The organism is Pseudomonas sp. D47, assembly GCF_045447305.1.
Classification (GTDB): domain Bacteria; phylum Pseudomonadota; class Gammaproteobacteria; order Pseudomonadales; family Pseudomonadaceae; genus Aquipseudomonas.
The window spans coordinates 38496-55809 of sequence record NZ_JBJGXU010000037.1 but is presented as its reverse complement, the minus strand read 5'-3'; the positions used below and the strand labels follow the sequence as shown (position 1 = coordinate 55809).

Sequence of the window (17314 nt, the reverse complement as noted above, 5' to 3'; positions counted from 1 at the left end):
TAACGGGGCGCCTCAGATCAAGATCAAGATCAAGATCAAAAGCAGAGCACGGCGGCCTAGTAGCCGACCTGAGTGGTAGAAGCAAAAGCAGGGCAAAAGTACGGCAGTACACTCTCGGCCTGATGTACTGAGATCCCAATGTGGGAGCTGGCTTGCCTGCGATGCAGACACCTCGGTCTAGCAGTGACGATCGTTCCCACGCTCTGCGTGGGAATGCCGCCCTGGACGCTCCGCGTCCCGCTAGACCCGCAGACGGACAGATCTACCGTTGCCAATAAGGTGTTTCGCCCAACTGCTCAACGATGAAGTCGATAAAGCACCTGACCTTAGACGACACGATTCGCTTGGGCGGATAGACAAACCACACAGAAAATTCCTGCTCAGCACCGAGGATGTTCCATTGTGGCAGCCACACCTGTAGGGCTCCCGCTTCAATACTGGTGGCCACCAACCAGTCAGGCAGTAGGGCAAAACCCAGACCTTGGCGCACCGCGATCAGTTGCGCATCGAGGTCGTTGATACGGATACAGTCGTTATGTACCAGCGGCACTACTTCATCGGAGGAGGCAAACGCAAAATCATGCTTACTCAGTATGGCGGGCAGGCGGGCCAGCTCTGCCGGCATTGACGGTGCAGGGTGCACAGCGCAAAAGGTCGGACTTGCCACCAACAGGTACTTGCCAGCGCAGATCTTGCGCGCTTTGAGCGTGGAATCAGCCAGCGCGCCAATCCGGATGGCCAAATCCACGCCCGAATGAATCAGGTTGACCTGCGCCTCCTCCAACATCAGCTCTACCTTGATCTGCGGGTAGCGAGCCAGAAACGCCTTCAACACGGGAAGGATATGGTGACGGGCAAACGCTGGCGGCAAGTTGAGCTTGAGCACCCCGCGCGGTTGCTGGTTCAGCGCCGACGTCGCCGCCTTCGCCTGTTCGAGCTCATCCAGCACCCTGTGCGCGTGCATCAAAAACGTCTGGCCGCCTTCGGTCAGGTGCAGCGTGCGTGTCGAGCGGTTGAACAAGGCGATGCCCAGGTCCTGTTCAAGGTCCTTCACGTAGCGGGAAACGGTTGAAGCCTTGATGCCGAGCCGCTCGGCTGCACGCGAGAAGTTGTTGCCTTCGGCGGCTTCGACAAAGGCGGTTAGCGCGGTGAAATAATCCAAAAGTGACCTGCCGGGCTTAGGTTTATGTTGTCCTCAAGTCTGAGCCTGGGAGTGTCTGCTGAGCTTCCTGACGATGCGTTTCCCCAATAAACATATACATCGCCGGCACCATAAACAACGTCAGCAGCGTACCAATCGACAGCCCGGCAAAGATCACCAGCCCCATATCATGTCGCCCCGCAGCCCCGGCGCCGGAGGCCCACACCAGTGGCACTACGCCCAGCACCATTGCCGCCGTGGTCATCAGGATCGGACGCAGACGCACGGCCGCTGCCTCTTCAATCGCCTCACGCTTGCTGTGGCCGGCGCGCTGCAATTCGTTGGCGAACTGCACGATCAGAATCCCGTGTTTGGTGATCAAACCGAGTAGCGTCACCAGGCCGACCTGGGTGTACACGTTGATCGACGCGTAACCCATGGTGATGAAGGCGAGGGCGCCAAACAGGGCGGGCGGCACCGAGAACAGGATCACCACCGGGTCACGGAAGCTCTCGAATTGGAAGGCCAGGGCCAGGTACACGATCAGGATCGAGAACATCAGCAACCCGAAAAAGCCACCTGACTCTTGGATGAACTGGCGTGACTCGCCAGCAAAGTCTGAGGTGTAGCCCGAGGGCGCCACGTGGGCGAGGATCGTGTTGAGTTTGGCCAGCAGTTCGCCTTGGGCCACGCCACTCACGCCTGACAGCGTTGCCGAGTTGAGCTGCTGGAAGTGGTTGATCGATTCGGGCTGCGTCGAGGTCTCTATATGCGCCACCGTACGGGCCTGGATCATGGCACCTGCCGGTGTGCGAATGTAGTAGTCGAGAATCTGCTCCGGGTTCAGGCGGTTGACCTGTAGCACTTGGGGTATGACTTTGTACGAGCGCCCGGCGGTCGAGAAGTAGTTCACGTAGTTGCCGCCCAACGCCGCAGACAGCGCGGCGCCGACGTCTGCCTGAGTCATGCCCAACGCTGCGATTTTTTCCCGGTCGACTACCAGACGTGCCTGGGGTTTATCCAGTTTCAAATCCATGTCAGCGAACCAGAACAGCTGTTGTTTTTGCGCTTCGGCCATCACCGCTTGCGCGACTTCATTGAGGTTTTCCACCGAATCGGTGGTGGTGATCACAAACTGCACCGGTAAACCCTGGGCGCCCGGCAACGACGGCAGCGGGAAGGCCGCAATGGTCGCGCCCGGCACCTGGTTCCATTTTTGCTGCAGGTCGAGTATCAGCTGGGCCTGGGAGCGCGTGCGATCATCCCAGGTTTTCAGCAGCACGCCGCCCAGGCCTTGGTTGAGGATGGGCAAGCCGGTGAGTTGGAACATCTGCGCGTATTCAGGCTCTTTGTTGGCGATCTGGAAGGCCTGGTCGGCAATGCGCTCCATCTGCTGCGGCGAAGCCGTCGGCGCGCCTTTGATCTGCATGAACACCAGCCCTTGGTCTTCGGTGGGCGACAGTTCACTTTTGGCGGTCATGCCACTGGCGGCGACCAGCAGGAACAGCACAAAGCCAAAGGTCACCAGCACCGGCCAGATATCCAGCCCGCCGGACAGGACGCGGTGATAACGCCCACGCAGCCAGTCAAAGTACTGGTCGAGCTTGCGCGCGAAACGACCTTCTTCCTGCCCGGTTTTGAACAGCTTGGAGGTCATCATCGGCGACAGCGTCAACGCCACCACGGCCGACACGGTCACGGCACCCGCCAGCGAGAAACAGAACTCCTTGAACAGTGCTCCGGTGAGCCCGCTGCGCAGGCCGATGGGCACGTACGCGGCAATCAACACCACGGTCATCGCGATGATCGGGCCGCCCAGTTCCCGCGCCGCGATCAGCGCGGCTTCCAGTACGCCTTTGCCTTCTTCCTTGATATGCCGGTCGACGTTTTCCACCACGATAATCGCGTCGTCCACCACCAAGCCGATCGCCAACACCAGCGCGAGCAGGGTCAGCAGGTTAATTGAATAACCCAGCAGGTACATGATGAAGAAGGTCCCGACCAGCGACAGCGGAATCGCCACCAGCGGCACGATCACCGCGCGGAACGAACCGAGGAACAGGTAGATGACCACCGAGACAATGAGCATCGCCTCGACCAAGGTCTTCACCACCTCGTAAATCGAGGTATTGATGAACGCCGTGGAGTCATACACGATCTCGCCGCGCACGCCGGCGGGCAGTTGCGATTGCAGCTCGGGGAAGGCTTCGCGCACGCTGTCGGCGACGGTCAGGATGTTCGCGGTGGGCGCCGCCTTGATGCCGATGAACACCGAACGCTTGCCGGAAAACGCCACGCTGCTGTCGTAGCTTTCGGCGCCAAGGGTCACGGTGGCCACATCCTCCAGGTACACCAGCGCATCGCCTTTCTGTTTGATCACCAGCCGTTTGAATTCATCCACCGTGTGCAAATCGGTGCCGGCGGTCAGGTCCACTGTCACGGTTTGCCCGCGAGTCGAGCCGACGGCAGACAGGTAGTTGTTGTTGGCCAAGGCGGTGGACACGTCCTGCGCCGTGACGTTATGCGCGGCCAGTTTGTCCGGGTCCATCCAGGCTCGCAGGGCGAACTGGCGCCCGCCGAGGATTTCTGCGGTTTGCACGCCCTGGATCGAATCCAGCTTGGGCTTGACCACCCGCACCAGGTAATCGGTGATGTTGTTGGTGGCCAGCGTGTCGCTGTAGAAGCCCAGGTACATGGCGTCGGTGGTCTGCCCCACGGCAATTGTCAGCACCGGCTCCTGGGACTGGGCCGGCAGTTGGTTCTTGACCGAGTTGACCTGGGTGTTGATCTCGGTGAGTGCCTTGCTGGCGTCGTAGTTCAGCCGCAGTGTGGCGGTAATGGTCGAGACGCCGGTGATGCTGGTCGACGACAAATAGTCGATGCCTTGGGCTTGGGCAATCGCCGACTCCAGTGGCTGGGTGATAAAGCCGGCGACCGTGGATGCATCGGCGCCATAGTAGGCGGTGGTGATAGTGACCACGGTATTTTCGGTGCGCGGCCATTGGTTCACCGGCAGTTCGAAGATCGAGCGCAGCCCCAGGATCAGGATGAACAGCGAGACCACCACGGCCCAGACCGGCCGCTGAATAAAGGTATCGGTAAGCTTCATGGGCCACCTTTAGTGTTCTTGAGGAGTCGGCGCGGGGTCATTCAGCGGCGCGGCGCTGTTATCGACCTTTACCGGCGAGCCATTTTTGAGCTTCATCTGGCCGCTGGTAATCAACAGATCGCCTTCCTTCACGCCCGACAAAATCGCGACCTGATCACCACGGGTCGGCCCGGTCTTGATGAAGGTTTGCTGTGCGGTGAGTACTTCCTCGCCCTTGTCGTTTTTGCTCGACGTGGCGATGAACACCGTGGTGCCGTAAGGGTTGTAAGTCACCGAGGTTTGCGGAACAGTGAGGTAGCGCTGGGTGGTGCCCGAGTTGACCACCGCGCGGGCGAACATGCCCGGTACCAGGCTTTGCTTGGGGTTCTCTACGGTGGCTTCGACGGTGACATTGCGCGTGGTTGAGTCAAACTGGGTGTCGATGGTGCTGATCCGACCGCTGAAGGTTTGGTTGGACAGGCCGTCAGCCGTCACCGCCACACCTTGGCCGATGGCGATGGCCGCCAGCTGAGTCTGTGGCACGCTGAAGTCGATGTAGATCGGGTCAAAGGTCTGCAGCGTAGCGATTTTGTCGCCGGGGTTGAGGTATTGCCCGGGGTTGACGCTGGTAATGCCGATGCGCCCGGCAAACGGTGCGCGAATGGTTTTTTTCGCCACCAGCGCGCGCTGTTGTTCAGCGGCGGCGAGTTTGGCTTTCAGGTCGGCGGTGTCGGTGTCGACTTGGGCTTGGGAGATGGCGTTTACCGCCAGTTGCGCCTTGTCGCGCTTGAGCACGATGCCGGCCAGGTCGGCAGTCGCCTCCAAGGCGTGCAATTGCGCGATATCCGAGTCGGCATTCAATTGCACCAGCAACGCCTGGGCTGCCACCTCTTGCCCGGGTTTGAAGCCAATCGTGCGCACGATGCCACCGACTTCTGTGGTCACGTCCACGCCGCGCACCGCCCTCATCGAGCCCACGGCGGAAACGCTCGGCTGCCAATCGCTGAACGGCACCTGCATGGCCGTCACCACGGCGGCAGGCAGCGGCGCTTTGGATTGGGCGATCAGCGCTGAAATCTGCACGAATTTCACCCCGGCAATGATCGCGACGATCACCAGTACCACCGCGACCATGATCAGCATCGGCCGCCACATGCGACGCTTGCGCGGTACGCCGGGCTCGGGGGGCAGGGCAGAGGCAGTCTGAACGTCAGCCATGGGGGTTCTCACTGTTTCAATGATTCAATTCAGGTGCAGCCTTATTGCTGGCTGGCATGATCTCTTGCCACGACGGCAGGCCGAAGCGGTCCGGCTTGCCCTTAGTGGCGGGGTCCACATCCGTGCGATTCCACCAGCCGCCACCCAATGCCTGGAACAGCGCTGTGGTGTCGCTGTAGCGGGCGGCCTGGGCTTTGACGCGCGCGAGCACGGTGTTTTGGTAGGTTTGCTGGGCCGTGAGCAAGTTGATATACGCCACCGCGCCGAGGCGGAACTGGGCTTGCACCAGGTCCAGGTTGGCTTGCGCGGAGCGTTCGGCCACGACCTGTTGATTGAGCGCATCGGCATCCGCCTCCAGCGCCCGCAACGCGTTGGCCACATCTTGGAACGCAGTAATCACCGTGCCGCGATAGCGCGCGGCGGACTCGTCATAAGCGGCCACGGCCGCACGTTTGCGGTGTTCGAGTGCGCCGGCATCAAAGATCGGTTGGGTGATAGAACCGGCCAGGCTCCAGACGCCGCTGCCCGATGAAAACAATTTGGTCCCGCTCGCCACTGTAGAGCCCAACGCCCCGGTAATGCTGAACTGCGGCAACTGATTGGCGACGGCCACACCAATATTGGCGCTGGCCTGATGCAGTTGCGCCTGCGCTGAACGCACATCCGGGCGCTGGCCAACGATGGCCGAGGGCAGGCTGACCGGCAATTCTTCCGGCAAGTGCAAGGAAGCCAGGTTGAATCGCTCGCCTTGATCCTGGTTCGGAAAGCGCCCGAGGTACGCCATCAACTGGTTGCGGGTCTGTGCCAATTGCTTTTGCAGCGGCGGCAAGGTCGCACGGGTTTGCGCCAGAGCGGTTTGCTGCGTGAGCACGTCGCTATCGCCGATGGCGCCCAGTCGGCGCTGAGCTTGCAGCAGGTCGAGCTGACCGCCCTGCAGTTTGATGATTTCTTCAGTGGCGGCGACCTGATCACGTAACGACGCTAGGCTCACGGCGGTGTTGACCACATTGGAGGTCAAGGTGAGGTAAGTCGCCTCGAGTTGGAAGCGCTCGTACTCGGCTTGCGCCGTGGTGGATTCGATTTGCCGGCGCGTGCCGCCGAACACATCCGGGGCGTACGACACGCTCAGCGACGCAGAACTCACGGTGAGAATGGGTGATTCGGAGATGCCTGACGTGACGCCCGAGACCTTCTCACGGGCTTTCTGTACGTTGCCGCTCACCGAGGGAAACAGCGACGCCTGGTCGGCATACACCCGCTCGTTGGCCTGGCGTAACGCTGCTTGGGCGGCGCTCACATCCGGGTTCGCGCGCAGGGCCTCTTCGACCAGGGCGTTGAGTGTTGGGGAACGGAACAGCGTCCACCATTGCCCGGGAATATCCATCCCGGCGATCAGCCGCTGCGCAGCGCCACCGGGGTCGATATCCGCCTGGGCCGTGCGGGTGAGTTTTTCGCTTGAATAGTCGGCATTCGCTGGCACATCGGGCCGTGAGAAATCAGGCCCGACGGTACAGCCGGCGAGGGCGAGGCACAGCAGGCTCAGCGGAGCCAGAAGGTATGAATGTCGGGATGGGGTGCGGGCTTTTGCTGCCGCTGATGCACGCCGCCGAAGCTGATCTTTCATATTTACTCTGATTAATCAGTTGGTTAACTGCTTTTATGGTTGAGCAAAAACGTGCTGGTACATCCGGCGGAGCCACTGAAAAACAACGCGGGCTGCGTGGGTTTAAACCAGTGTAGGCGGCGCCAGGCACCGCGCAATGTGCAGGCGCATCGCCCATGCGCTGAAAATGCGTGAGCCGCATTATTTATGAATTACGTTATGCGTTATCAGTATTTTACACGCGCTATTTATAACCGCATCGTATGAACCCCTACGAACACTGCCGAGACCGCACGCGCGGATCGACTTGCATGCCTGACCAGGCATCTGGAGACGAACGTGCGTTACCTGACAAAACTGGCGGCCGGGTTGGCTGCCACTGCGCTGTGCCTGACCGCGAACGCGCAAACGCTGGTGGTGGGTGACCAAAGCTACAACGCCCAAGCCGTGATGGAGGCGGCGGGCGTGCTTGAAAACCTGCCGTACACACTTGAATGGAAGCAGTTCACCGCAGGCTCGCCGGTTGCCGAAGCACTCAACGCCAACAGCCTGGATATCGGCCTGCTCGGTGATGCGCCGGTGCTGTTCCTGGGCGCATTGGGCGCGCCGATCAAGGTGATTGCCGTCAGCCGGCAAAACCTCGACGGCGTGGCCATCCTGGTCAGAAAGGACTCGTCGATTCACAGCCTGGCCGATCTTGCCGGCAAGCGTGCGGCGGTGTGGAAGGGTTCATGGAGCCAGCAATTGTTGCTCACTGCGCTGGACAAAGCCGGCGTCCCGCGCGACTCACTCGAACTGCGCTACCTCAGCGCACTGGACGCTTCCCATGCGCTGGAAGGTGGCTCGGTTGACGTCATCGCCACCTGGGAACCCTACGTCACGCAACAGGAACGCCAAGGGGCGCGGGTGCTTGCAACCGCTGAAGGTTTGATCCCGGCCCAGAGCTTTATTGCCGCTAACGCCAAGGCTGTCGATGCCAAGCGCGCGCAAATCAGCGACTTCCTCCAGCGCCTGAAAAAAGCCCGCGACTGGACGCGCCAAAACCCGGCCAACGCTGACGCCTATGCTGATGCCTGGGCCAAACGCACCCGCGCCGATGCGGCCATCGCCCGCGCCTGGTTTGCCCGCGCGCGCACCACGGTCGAACCGCTCACGGCGCAATCGCCGGTAGACGCGCAAAAGACTGTGGACTTCTTCGCAAACCAGGGCCTGGTCAAGTCTTACTCGGCAGCTAGCCTGTTCGACGACTCCTTCTCGGCCTCCTTGCAGCCAGTCGTCGCCAAAACCCAGCCCTGAACGCTTCAAGGAATATTTCAGCCATGACCAAAAGACAGCTCAAACTCGGTGCCCTGACCATGGGTTGCGGCGGGCCGGGCCGCCACAACCTATGGCTAGACCCGCAATTGCCGGCCGACGCCAGCGTCAACGTCGACTGGTACATCGACATTGCCCGCCAGGCCGAGGCAGCCCTGTTCGACTTGATGTTTATCGTCGACAGCCAGTTCATCACACCGGGCTCGCCCTCCCATTACCTCAATCGCCTGGAGCCGCTGACGCTGCTGTCCGCGCTGGCCGTCACCACGCGGCATTTGGGGCTGGTCGGTACGCTGACGACCTCTTACAACTCGCCCTATAACGTCGCGCGACGCCTGGCCTCACTCGACCTGATCAGCAAAGGCCGCGCCGGCTGGAACGTGGTCACCAGCGGAGACGCCGGCACCGCGGGCAACTACAGCCGCGACGAGCACTACGACTACGACACCCGCTACGGCCGCGCCGCCGAACACGTCCAAGTGGTGCAAGGCCTGTGGAACTCCTACGAGGAAGACGCCTTCGTGCGTGACCGTGCGACCGGGCAGTTCCTCGACCCAAGCAAACTGCACAGCCTGAACCACAAGGGCGAACACTTTTCGGTGGTCGGCCCGCTGAACATCCAACGCTCACCGCAAGGCCAGCCAGTGATCTTCCAAGCCGGTGATTCAGAGCAAGGCCGCGACCTGGGCGCCGCCACGGCGGATGTGATCTTCACCCACGCGGCCAGCATCGAACAGGGCCAGGCGTTTTACCGGGATATAAAGGGCAGGGCGACGCAACACGGTCGCGACCCGGAGCAATTATTGGTCATGCCCGGCGCCGAGATTTATGTGGGCGACACCGATGAGCACGCACGTGAAATCGAGCAGCACTACCATCAGGCGGATCACAGTTTTGAACTGGCGCTCAAGGAGTTTGGGCGCAACTTCGGCTGGCATGATTTCAGCCAGTACGACCTCGATGCGCCGTTTCCGCAAGAGAGCCTGGAAGCGGCACGCAGCAGCTTTTTCACCAATGCCAAACGCATTGCTGACCAGGCACGGGAGAAAGGCTTCACGTTGCGCCAGGCGGTGGAGTTTGGACGGCAACTACGCCCGGGGGCGTTTGTGGGGACGGCGGATACGGTTGCGCGGAAGATGGAGGAGTGGCTCCAGGCGCGGGCGGTGGATGGGTTCAATATCTATATTGGGCATCCGCAGCAGTTCACGCGGTTTACGCAGGAAGTTGTACCGTTGTTGCAGGCCCGTGGGGTGTATCGCACGGCGTATGAGGGGACGACGTTGCGGGAGAGTTTGGGGTTGGGGATACCGCGGTTCGTTCAGACAGTCATCTGAATATTCGACTGTAGCTCGCTGAGGATAGTGGTCTGTTGCTACCTGGCGCCTGGAAAGTTTAAGCTTGCGGCCGCTTTTTATAATGCCTGTGGTTGCCTGACTTTAACGTCTGCGGCCTCAGGTCTGGCCTCTCAAGTTAAAGGAACTGACGTTGAGACATGTATCGCGCCATCCAGACAGTGCTCCAGAGGAACTCAACGTTGAGGCTTTGATTGGCGAAATGTCTCTGTTGCGTGAGCACTTCGAACTCCCAGAACAGTCTCGACTGACACGTCGACCGAAAATCAATCCACGAAAGTGGAGCTCCATGAGAGTGAAGTCAGCGCTCGCCGATATCTTTTATGGCAAGTGCGGATACTGCGAGAAAGGCATTGGGCATTCTGAGCTTGCGGTGCATCACCATCGCCCACTGATGAACGCAAAAGGCCGTGTCGGCTACCCGGGCGCTCCGAGTCCCGATCACTACGTGTGGTATGCCTACGAGTGGAACAATTTTGTTCTTGCCTGCGCGACTTGCGTAGGCTTTAAGAACACGCAGTTCCCTACACAGAAAAGCCGCATTGCGCCATTCACGCCGTTTGAATTTGCCGATGAAGAAGGGCCGGTTCTTATCGATCCTTCTCATGACAATCCCTATGATCATCTAAAATTTCACCCTGATGGAGCCTGTATCGGTCGAACTCAACGAGGCGAAGAAACGGTCGAAATTCTGAAGCTCAATCGCAGTGAGCTCAAGCAACTGCGGGCTCGCCTTTTTTCTGAGCTGATCGTCCTGATCGGACAGTTACGGGGGAGTAGCTCCGCTAATATATTGTCAACCCTGGAGCGTAACCTGGATGATCGTCACGTCCATATAGGCGCGGCAAAAAACTGGATAACCGACGCCTTGCTGGCAACCTCGGTAAGAAAAACTCCACCCGGGATGGGTCAGTTCATCACCGAGTTGGGCGGATTTATTGACTTCAGCGATTCGACAATGTGGGACGACTTTATTGATCATCTGAGTGGGCAGACCAGACTAAAAACAGTTCGCCCTGCCGATGAGACCGAAACGGACGATGAGGATGAAACAACCCAATTTGCAAGGATTCGCTCGGTCCATATCCGAAATTTCAAGGGATTTGGCAACTTCAATATTGAATTTTCCAGCCTCGGAGTCGACGAGCGCGGCATAGCACCTGCCGTGGTGCTACTTGGGGAAAACGCCGTCGGTAAAAGCTCGCTTCTTCAGGCAATTGCTCTGGGCACGATGAGTCCGTCCCTGAGTAAGCAGGTCAAGGTAAGTTTTGATTCTTTTCTGCGCCACTCAAGATCCGAACCCCGACAGCCCCCTGATAGCAGGCGATCGGCTCAAGCTCGGATCAAGGTCACCTTCGACGACGGCAATATCAATGAAGTTAACATTCAGCGCGGTGGGGTAATCCGTCGTAAGAACTTCTCGAGCACTCTGGTTCTCGGCTATGGCGCCCATCGTTTTTTCGATGATCAGTCGACGAACTACGAGAACATAGAAAAAGTATCCAGCATCGTTTCGCTGTTCGACAAGCAGCGGGATTTACCGCACTCAGCTGAATGGCTTAAGTCCCTTGGCAAGGAAACCTTTCCAACGGTAGCGCGTACCCTTCGCGAGGTTCTCAATCTGGGGAATGAGGATGAAATCATCTGTGCGGAGCAGGGCGGGATTTTTATCCGTAAAGGCGGCGAGTACATACCTTTGCCTCAGCTTAGCGATGGTTACCGGTCATTATTTGCAATGGCCCTGGATATAATGCGCAACATGGTCAACGAATGGGGAAGCTTGGAGAGCTCACGTGGCCTTGTCCTGATCGATGAAATCGAAATCCATCTGCACCCACGCTGGAAAATGCAGGTGGTGAGTGCGCTGCGTAATGCTATGCCACAGGTCCAGTTTATTTTTACAACCCATGACCCACTTTGCCTGAGGGGGATGTTCGATGGCGAGGTGCATGTACTGCTACGCGATGACGCCAAGGAAATCGTAGAACTGAAAGGGCTACCAGGCGTTACTGGCATGCGCGCCGAGCAGTTGTTGACCTCGGAGTACTTTGGCCTGGCCAGCACATCCGAACCTGAAACCCTGCGGCGACTTGATGAACTTGTTCTTTCGGACAACCACAACACCTTGGCGCAGGAGCAATTTTCAGAGCGGCTAGACGCTTTCACAATGATTGGCGACACGCCGGAACGCCAGGTGGTGAACGAGGCCCTGCGCCGACATATCGTCGAGCAGTTTCGCTCTAACCGGCTCGACCGAGCTGAAGTCCGTGAAGAGTCAATCAACCTCATTCTTCAGCGTTTGCGCAGTGATGCGAGTGAGGTCGGTGAATGATTTTTGTAAAGCGTGACAACGTTACGCCACCGACGTCGCTTACAGCCCCAAAAGGTAAGGGCTGCAAGGAAAAAACCAAGGCCACTGCCTTTTATGCTGCTCTGGCGGCTCTACCTGCACCCGTGCAACCCCAGACGAACACAGCAAAAAAAAAGAAGCCGAAAACGACCTACACGTTCAGGGCCTACCAAGCCCCAGATGTGAAAGAAAAACTAGAGAAGCTCTTTCACAAAAAATGCGCTTATTGCGAATCTGACTATAGAGCAGTGATGTCCGCGCAGGTCGAGCACTTCCGGCCTAAGAGCCGTGTGGCTGAGGATCCCACCCATACCGGTTATTGGTGGCTGGCGTCCGAATGGACAAATCTGCTGCCCAGCTGTATTCACTGCAACGGCAGCCAATACCATGAAGTCCGGATGTTCAACGCTGAGCAGCCCTATACCCAAAAAATCAAAAAAGGTGCCTACAAGCTCGGTAAGTATGACGCCTTCCCCATTGGCGGAACGCGCGCGGTCACTGATGGTGACGACCTGGACCGTGAAGACGCCTATTTGATAGATCCAACTCGGCGACACCCGGACAGGCATTTGCGCTGGATCGTCGAGGGCAGCCTGAGCTTGATTGCTCCGCTTAAAGCGGGAAACAGCTGGGACCCGTATGGGCTTGCGACCTATCGAACCTTCGGCCTGAATCGCGTGAGCCTGGTCCAAGCACGTAGCGAACTAATGCTTGAGATAGAAAATCAGCTGCAGAAAGCAGAACAAGCTCTTTGGCTCGCAGCCTCAACGCCGCCAGGGCGTTTTTTTAATTATCTTAATCAGACCGCAAAAGGTATTTTCGATGCTCTTGAAGCTCGAACGTCTTCGTCAAAGCCTTACTCTGCCATGGTCAAAAGCCTTATTGGCAACCACCGTGCGAGGATGATTGCCGACTTCGAAAGTGCTCTGGCCCGTTCGAAAGGAATGGGCAGTTTGCAACCTGGCCCGTCGCAATCAGGTTTATCTAATGGGAGAAAAGGTTCGATGATTCCAGGGTATGTGTATGTACTAGTCAATCCAAGCATGCCGGGATTGATCAAGATTGGTCGAACGCTTCGAGACCCTAGAACGCGTGCGCGCGAGTTATCATCCACTGGCGTGCCGACGCCATTTCAGGTGGCCTTTGAACTCTTTTCCGAGGACCATCAGGAACTGGAGAGGATGATGCATCGGGCGCTCGAAGATTTCCGTGTGGACACTGCGCGCGAATTTTTTCGTTATCCGCTCGATAAGACTATCAAGTTACTGCTGGAGATGTCTGATCCGAACCCGAATCTATCCACCTCCTACGTAGCAGAAGACATAACGCAGCGACTTCGAGAAAGATATCCAGCGCATTTGCGGCCGGATATAGCGGCGATCAGGATTGTGCAGGAGCCGGGACGTGTCTGGCTTGAAATCACCACAGAAGAGGAAATCGCAGGCTACCTTGTCGACCAGACGATCAAACGCACTGATCTGGCTTTTATTTCCGATCTCGATAAACCTTTCTTTAATCCGGAAGACAGCATTCGCATAAATGCAAGCAAACTGGTTGAAGATTACGATGCCTATTCGATCATTATGACGACAGATCTGTTCCATGATGAGGTTTGAGATAAATCCAGCTCGCATACAAGTAACGCGAACTCATATGTCATTTGCTCGAAAATGAATAGCCATGCGTGCTCACTATAGAACCCTGCCTTTTCGTGGCCGCTACAGGCGAGCTACCCGGTGCATTCATATCCGATAAGACAGCGGGCTTGGGTTTCGGGCGTCAGCGGAGGGGGCACTGACGCCTAAGTTAACGCGCTTCTCTCGTCCACGTTGGACCCGCTTAGCTCGTTCCGGCGTAATTGAGCCCACCTGCTTTAGATACCCCTTACGCACCTTCTCCTCGATCAACTTCTCCATTTCACGTAACGCCCGTTCAGGGCTTTCTAAAGACTTGCTCAATGTCTGCTGCGGTTGAGGTAGTCGTAGATGAGAGCGTGTGGAAGGAGAGGTTGAAATCGTGGGGCAGTTGAATGTTGAGTAACTGCCCACAGAAAACTCACTTGAACCCGATTGAGGCTGCTGCGTGGGGAGGCATGGGTAGCTCTGAGGAGCCGAGGAAAATTCAGCCGCATTTTTCAGAAAGATCCTAAAGATATCTGCCGAATGATATTCCTATGATATTCCTCCTTTAGAGCAGCTAGAGCCCCACATGTCGAACACCCTTGAGGCTTTTATCGTCCGCCTTCCAAGTGAGCTACACGCGAAAATCAAGACCACTGCAAAGGCTGACAGGCGAAGCATGAATAACGAGATCGTCGGGAGGCTTGAGGGATCCTTTGCGGCAACCCGATTAGTCGCTGCGGACGATAAAATTAAAGCGCTATTCTTTGAGCACATTACTACGCTTGAGGAGGAGGTTGAGCGTTTGCAAAAACAACTGGCTGCTTCCCAGTAGAGTGCCTGGGGGTATTGAATTTTAAGCCGTCCTAAAGACACTCGACCGATTCAGTTGCAAACTCAATTCGTGTTTGGCAACCAGGTTCTTTACCGCGCATGGATTGCGTGACCTGGTTGGCGAACACTCTCGCGTCCACAGCCTTTAAAACGCCTTCCTGCGTTTTCATTGCCTGAACCCTGCCTAAAAAAACCTCCAAGCCCAAGCCCAAATCATCCGCGCCACAAAACACCCATTTTCCCGCTTATGGAACGAGGTTGTCGTCGAAGTCTTCACGTTCGATGGTTGTGTATGCTTGCGCGCGAATGCCGCCTTCGGAATAAGTGCAGAGTCGACTTGTCGCTTTCTTGCCCTGCGGACGCACGACTATTCCCTCGCTCATGTCAGGGTCGTTGGGTTCCCCAGGGGTAAAGTTAGTGCGCACCATACGGTCGAAAACGGCGTAGGTTACCCCACGATTGATGAAGCGCAGATGTGCCTCGCCACCCCCTGAGTAGCCCGTAGAACTGAACCAGAAATGACCATTCGGTGGACTCAGCTTCTCGGGATAGCTCAACTCAATGTTGCCGGGCGTACCAAATCGGTATTGCACATAGCCTGTTGTCGCTGAGAAACCCTGCGATGCGCACACCGAGATCATCTTCGGGCCGGAGTCGCATCCGAACAGTAGCGTTTCTTGCGCCTTACACAGATAGCTCTGTTCCGACGTCTCTGCGCGCGCGGCGAGTGCTATAGCCCCCATCGTCAGGATGCAAACGCCCTTTAGTACCGTGACTTGAATGCTCAGATGGCCTCTGAATTTTCCACTGTAAAATTTATCAGTATTTGTGCTGTGCTGTCGGAAAACGAAGGGTTTTAGGCTTACATCCTTGCGAGCCAACAGAGCTACAACTCCTGTCTACGTCATATGCGCGTGCACTTGAGGCAGCCAAGGGCTTCGGCGCGTACCTTTGTTCACAAGCGCAAAAAAAGATTGAATATTCACATCAATTGTTATTTAAATAACACCACAATAGCGTCACGACCGCCCTGGACGTGCTCGCAATAAGATGGGATGACCCTGTGAATGACAATTGAACAGCGTTTGATGGAACAGGCCAAGCGTGCCGCCCAGAGCACGTACTCGCCTTACTCGCACTTTCCGGTTGGTGCGGCGTTGCTGACTGCCGACGGTGAGGTGGTACAGGGTTGCAACGTGGAGAACATCTCCTACGGGCTGACCAACTGTGCCGAGCGCAGCGCGTTGTTCAGCGCCATCAGCCAGGGCCATGCGCCAGGCAGTTTCAAGGCCATGGCGGTTTATGCACCCAACGTTTCACTGATAAGCCCTTGCGGTGCCTGCCGCCAGGTGATGCTGGAGTTGATGGCCAAGGATGCAGTGGTGATTTGTCAGGGCAGTGACCCGGCCGCCACGCGTACCTGGACCCTGGAGCAATTGCTGCCGGGCGCCTTCGACGCTTTCTAATCCTGGGCAGGCCTTCGGGTCTGCATCCGCGTGGTCCATTGTTGAGACGCCTGCATGATCAGTCTTGTCGGAATAGCGACCCTTATTCTCATTGCCATTGCTTTATCTCACCAGCGACGTTCGATCAACTGGCGCACGGTTTCGGTCGCGTTTTTGATCCAGGTCTTGATCGGTGCTTTTGCGCTGTACGTGCCGTGGGGCCAGACGGTGCTGGCCTCGCTGTCGGGGGCGGTGGCGTCGCTGCAGCTTTACGCGAACAAAGGCATCGAGTTTCTGTTCGGCGGCCTGAGTTCGCCGCACATGTTTGAAGTGTTCGGCAGTGGCGGGTTTGTGTTCGCCATCCGGGTTTTGCCGATGATCGTGTTCTTCGGCAGCTTTATCTCGGTGCTGTATTACATCGGCGTGATGGGCTGGATCATCCGGCTGGTGGGCGGCACCTTGCGCCTGTTGCTGGGCACCAGTCGCATCGAGTCGATGGTGGTGACCTCGGCGATTTTCATCGGCCAGTCGGAAGTGCCGCTAGTGGTTCGGCCATTCATTGCCAAGCTGACGCGCTCTGAGCTGTTCGCGGTGATGGTCGGTGGTTTCGCCGCAGTGGCCGGCTCGGTGCTGCTGGGCTATGCCGGGTTGGGCGTTGAGCTTAAGTACCTGATCGCGGCGTGTTTCATGTCGGCGCCGGGGGCCCTGTTGATGGCCAAGCTCATGGAGCCGGAAACCGAAGCGGCCTGCACCGAACAGGTGATTGAGGAACTGGGCCAGGCTGAGAATCGCCCCACCAATATCATCGACGCCGCCGCCGAGGGCGCCCAGGTCGGCTTGCGCCTGGCCTTGTCGGTCGGCGCCATGTTGCTGGCGTTTATCGCGTTGATTGCGCTGTTCAATGGGCTGTTGGGCTGGGCGGGCAACTGGTTTGGCTACCCGCAGCTGACCCTGCAACTGGTCCTCGGGCATGTGTTGGCGCCCCTCGCTTTTCTGCTCGGGGTGCCGTGGCATGAGGCGGTCCTGGCCGGCGGTTTTATCGGTGAAAAACTGGTGCTCAACGAGTTTGTCGCCTATGCCGACCTGGCTAACTACCTGACCCCGGCCAAGGCCGCCGAAGCCGGTGTGCCGCTGTTGTCGGTCCACACCCAGGTGATCGTCACCTTCGCCCTGTGCGGCTTTGCCAATCTGTCTTCGATTGCGATTCAACTGGGCGGCCTCACGGGTATCGCCCCGCAACGTCGTCAGGAACTGGCGCGGCTGGGCTTGCGGGCCATGATCGGCGGCACGCTTTCTAACCTGATGAGTGCGGCGATTGTCGGCTTTTTCATTTCGCTGTAAGGAGCACGG

12 protein-coding genes are annotated in these 17314 nt (G+C 57.8%); 7 read left to right on the top strand and 5 right to left on the bottom strand.

Annotated features, from left to right (window positions below; translation table 11 throughout):
• Nucleotides 1-262: 262 nt before the first annotated feature.
• From ACI77I_RS21555 to ACI77I_RS21540, 4 genes are read right to left on the bottom strand one after another with little or no spacing between them, the layout of a single operon-like run.
• Nucleotides 263-1162: a LysR family transcriptional regulator gene (locus ACI77I_RS21555; RefSeq protein ID WP_406998351.1), complete on the bottom strand. Its 900-nt coding sequence runs from the start codon at nucleotides 1160-1162 to the stop codon at nucleotides 263-265.
• Nucleotides 1163-1184: 22 nt separating this feature from the next.
• On the bottom strand, nucleotides 1185-4250 hold the full coding sequence (locus ACI77I_RS21550) for an efflux RND transporter permease subunit (protein ID WP_406998350.1): 3066 nt from the start codon (nucleotides 4248-4250) through the stop codon (nucleotides 1185-1187).
• Nucleotides 4251-4259: 9 nt separating this feature from the next.
• Nucleotides 4260-5447, bottom strand: coding sequence for an efflux RND transporter periplasmic adaptor subunit (locus ACI77I_RS21545; RefSeq protein WP_406998349.1), 1188 nt, complete (start codon nucleotides 5445-5447; stop codon nucleotides 4260-4262).
• 16 nt (nucleotides 5448-5463) lie between these two features.
• Nucleotides 5464-7071 carry an efflux transporter outer membrane subunit gene (locus ACI77I_RS21540; RefSeq protein ID WP_406998348.1) on the bottom strand — a complete coding sequence of 536 codons (1608 nt, stop codon included), beginning with the start codon at nucleotides 7069-7071 and terminating at the stop codon, nucleotides 5464-5466.
• A 318-nt stretch (nucleotides 7072-7389) separates the two neighbouring features.
• On the opposite strand from ACI77I_RS21540, the gene ACI77I_RS21535 reads away from it, so the two are divergent.
• The 5 genes from ACI77I_RS21535 to ACI77I_RS21515 all read left to right on the top strand — a co-directional run bounded on the left by ACI77I_RS21535 (nucleotide 7390) and on the right by ACI77I_RS21515 (nucleotide 14520).
• The gene (locus ACI77I_RS21535) at nucleotides 7390-8346 is read left to right on the top strand and encodes an ABC transporter substrate-binding protein (protein WP_406998347.1); all 957 of its coding nucleotides are present in this window, start codon (nucleotides 7390-7392) and stop codon (nucleotides 8344-8346) included.
• A gap of 23 nt (nucleotides 8347-8369) precedes the next feature.
• Nucleotides 8370-9698 carry an LLM class flavin-dependent oxidoreductase gene (locus ACI77I_RS21530; RefSeq protein WP_406998346.1) on the top strand — a complete coding sequence of 443 codons (1329 nt, stop codon included), beginning with the start codon at nucleotides 8370-8372 and terminating at the stop codon, nucleotides 9696-9698.
• A gap of 307 nt (nucleotides 9699-10005) precedes the next feature.
• On the top strand, nucleotides 10006-12048 hold the full coding sequence (locus tag ACI77I_RS21525; RefSeq protein WP_406998345.1) for an AAA family ATPase: 2043 nt from the start codon (nucleotides 10006-10008) through the stop codon (nucleotides 12046-12048).
• Nucleotides 12045-13682, top strand: a complete 1638-nt coding sequence (locus ACI77I_RS21520; protein ID WP_406998344.1) for a GIY-YIG nuclease family protein — start codon at nucleotides 12045-12047, stop codon at nucleotides 13680-13682. The genes ACI77I_RS21525 and ACI77I_RS21520 overlap by 4 nt, the downstream gene beginning before the upstream one ends.
• 592 nt (nucleotides 13683-14274) lie before the next feature.
• Nucleotides 14275-14520: an Arc family DNA-binding protein gene (locus tag ACI77I_RS21515; protein WP_406998343.1), complete on the top strand. Its 246-nt coding sequence runs from the start codon at nucleotides 14275-14277 to the stop codon at nucleotides 14518-14520.
• 244 nt (nucleotides 14521-14764) lie between these two features.
• Here the strand turns inward: ACI77I_RS21515 and ACI77I_RS21510 are convergent, their stop codons facing one another.
• On the bottom strand, nucleotides 14765-15400 hold the full coding sequence (locus ACI77I_RS21510) for a hypothetical protein (protein ID WP_406998342.1): 636 nt from the start codon (nucleotides 15398-15400) through the stop codon (nucleotides 14765-14767).
• A gap of 186 nt (nucleotides 15401-15586) precedes the next feature.
• Here ACI77I_RS21510 and ACI77I_RS21505 point away from each other — a divergent pair, with 186 nt between their 5' ends.
• Entirely contained in the window at nucleotides 15587-15985 is a 399-nt protein-coding gene (locus tag ACI77I_RS21505) for a cytidine deaminase (protein ID WP_094951049.1), read from the top strand.
• Between the two features lie 54 nt (nucleotides 15986-16039).
• The gene (locus ACI77I_RS21500; protein WP_242149376.1) at nucleotides 16040-17305 is read left to right on the top strand and encodes a NupC/NupG family nucleoside CNT transporter; all 1266 of its coding nucleotides are present in this window, start codon (nucleotides 16040-16042) and stop codon (nucleotides 17303-17305) included.
• Nucleotides 17306-17314 lie beyond the last annotated feature (9 nt).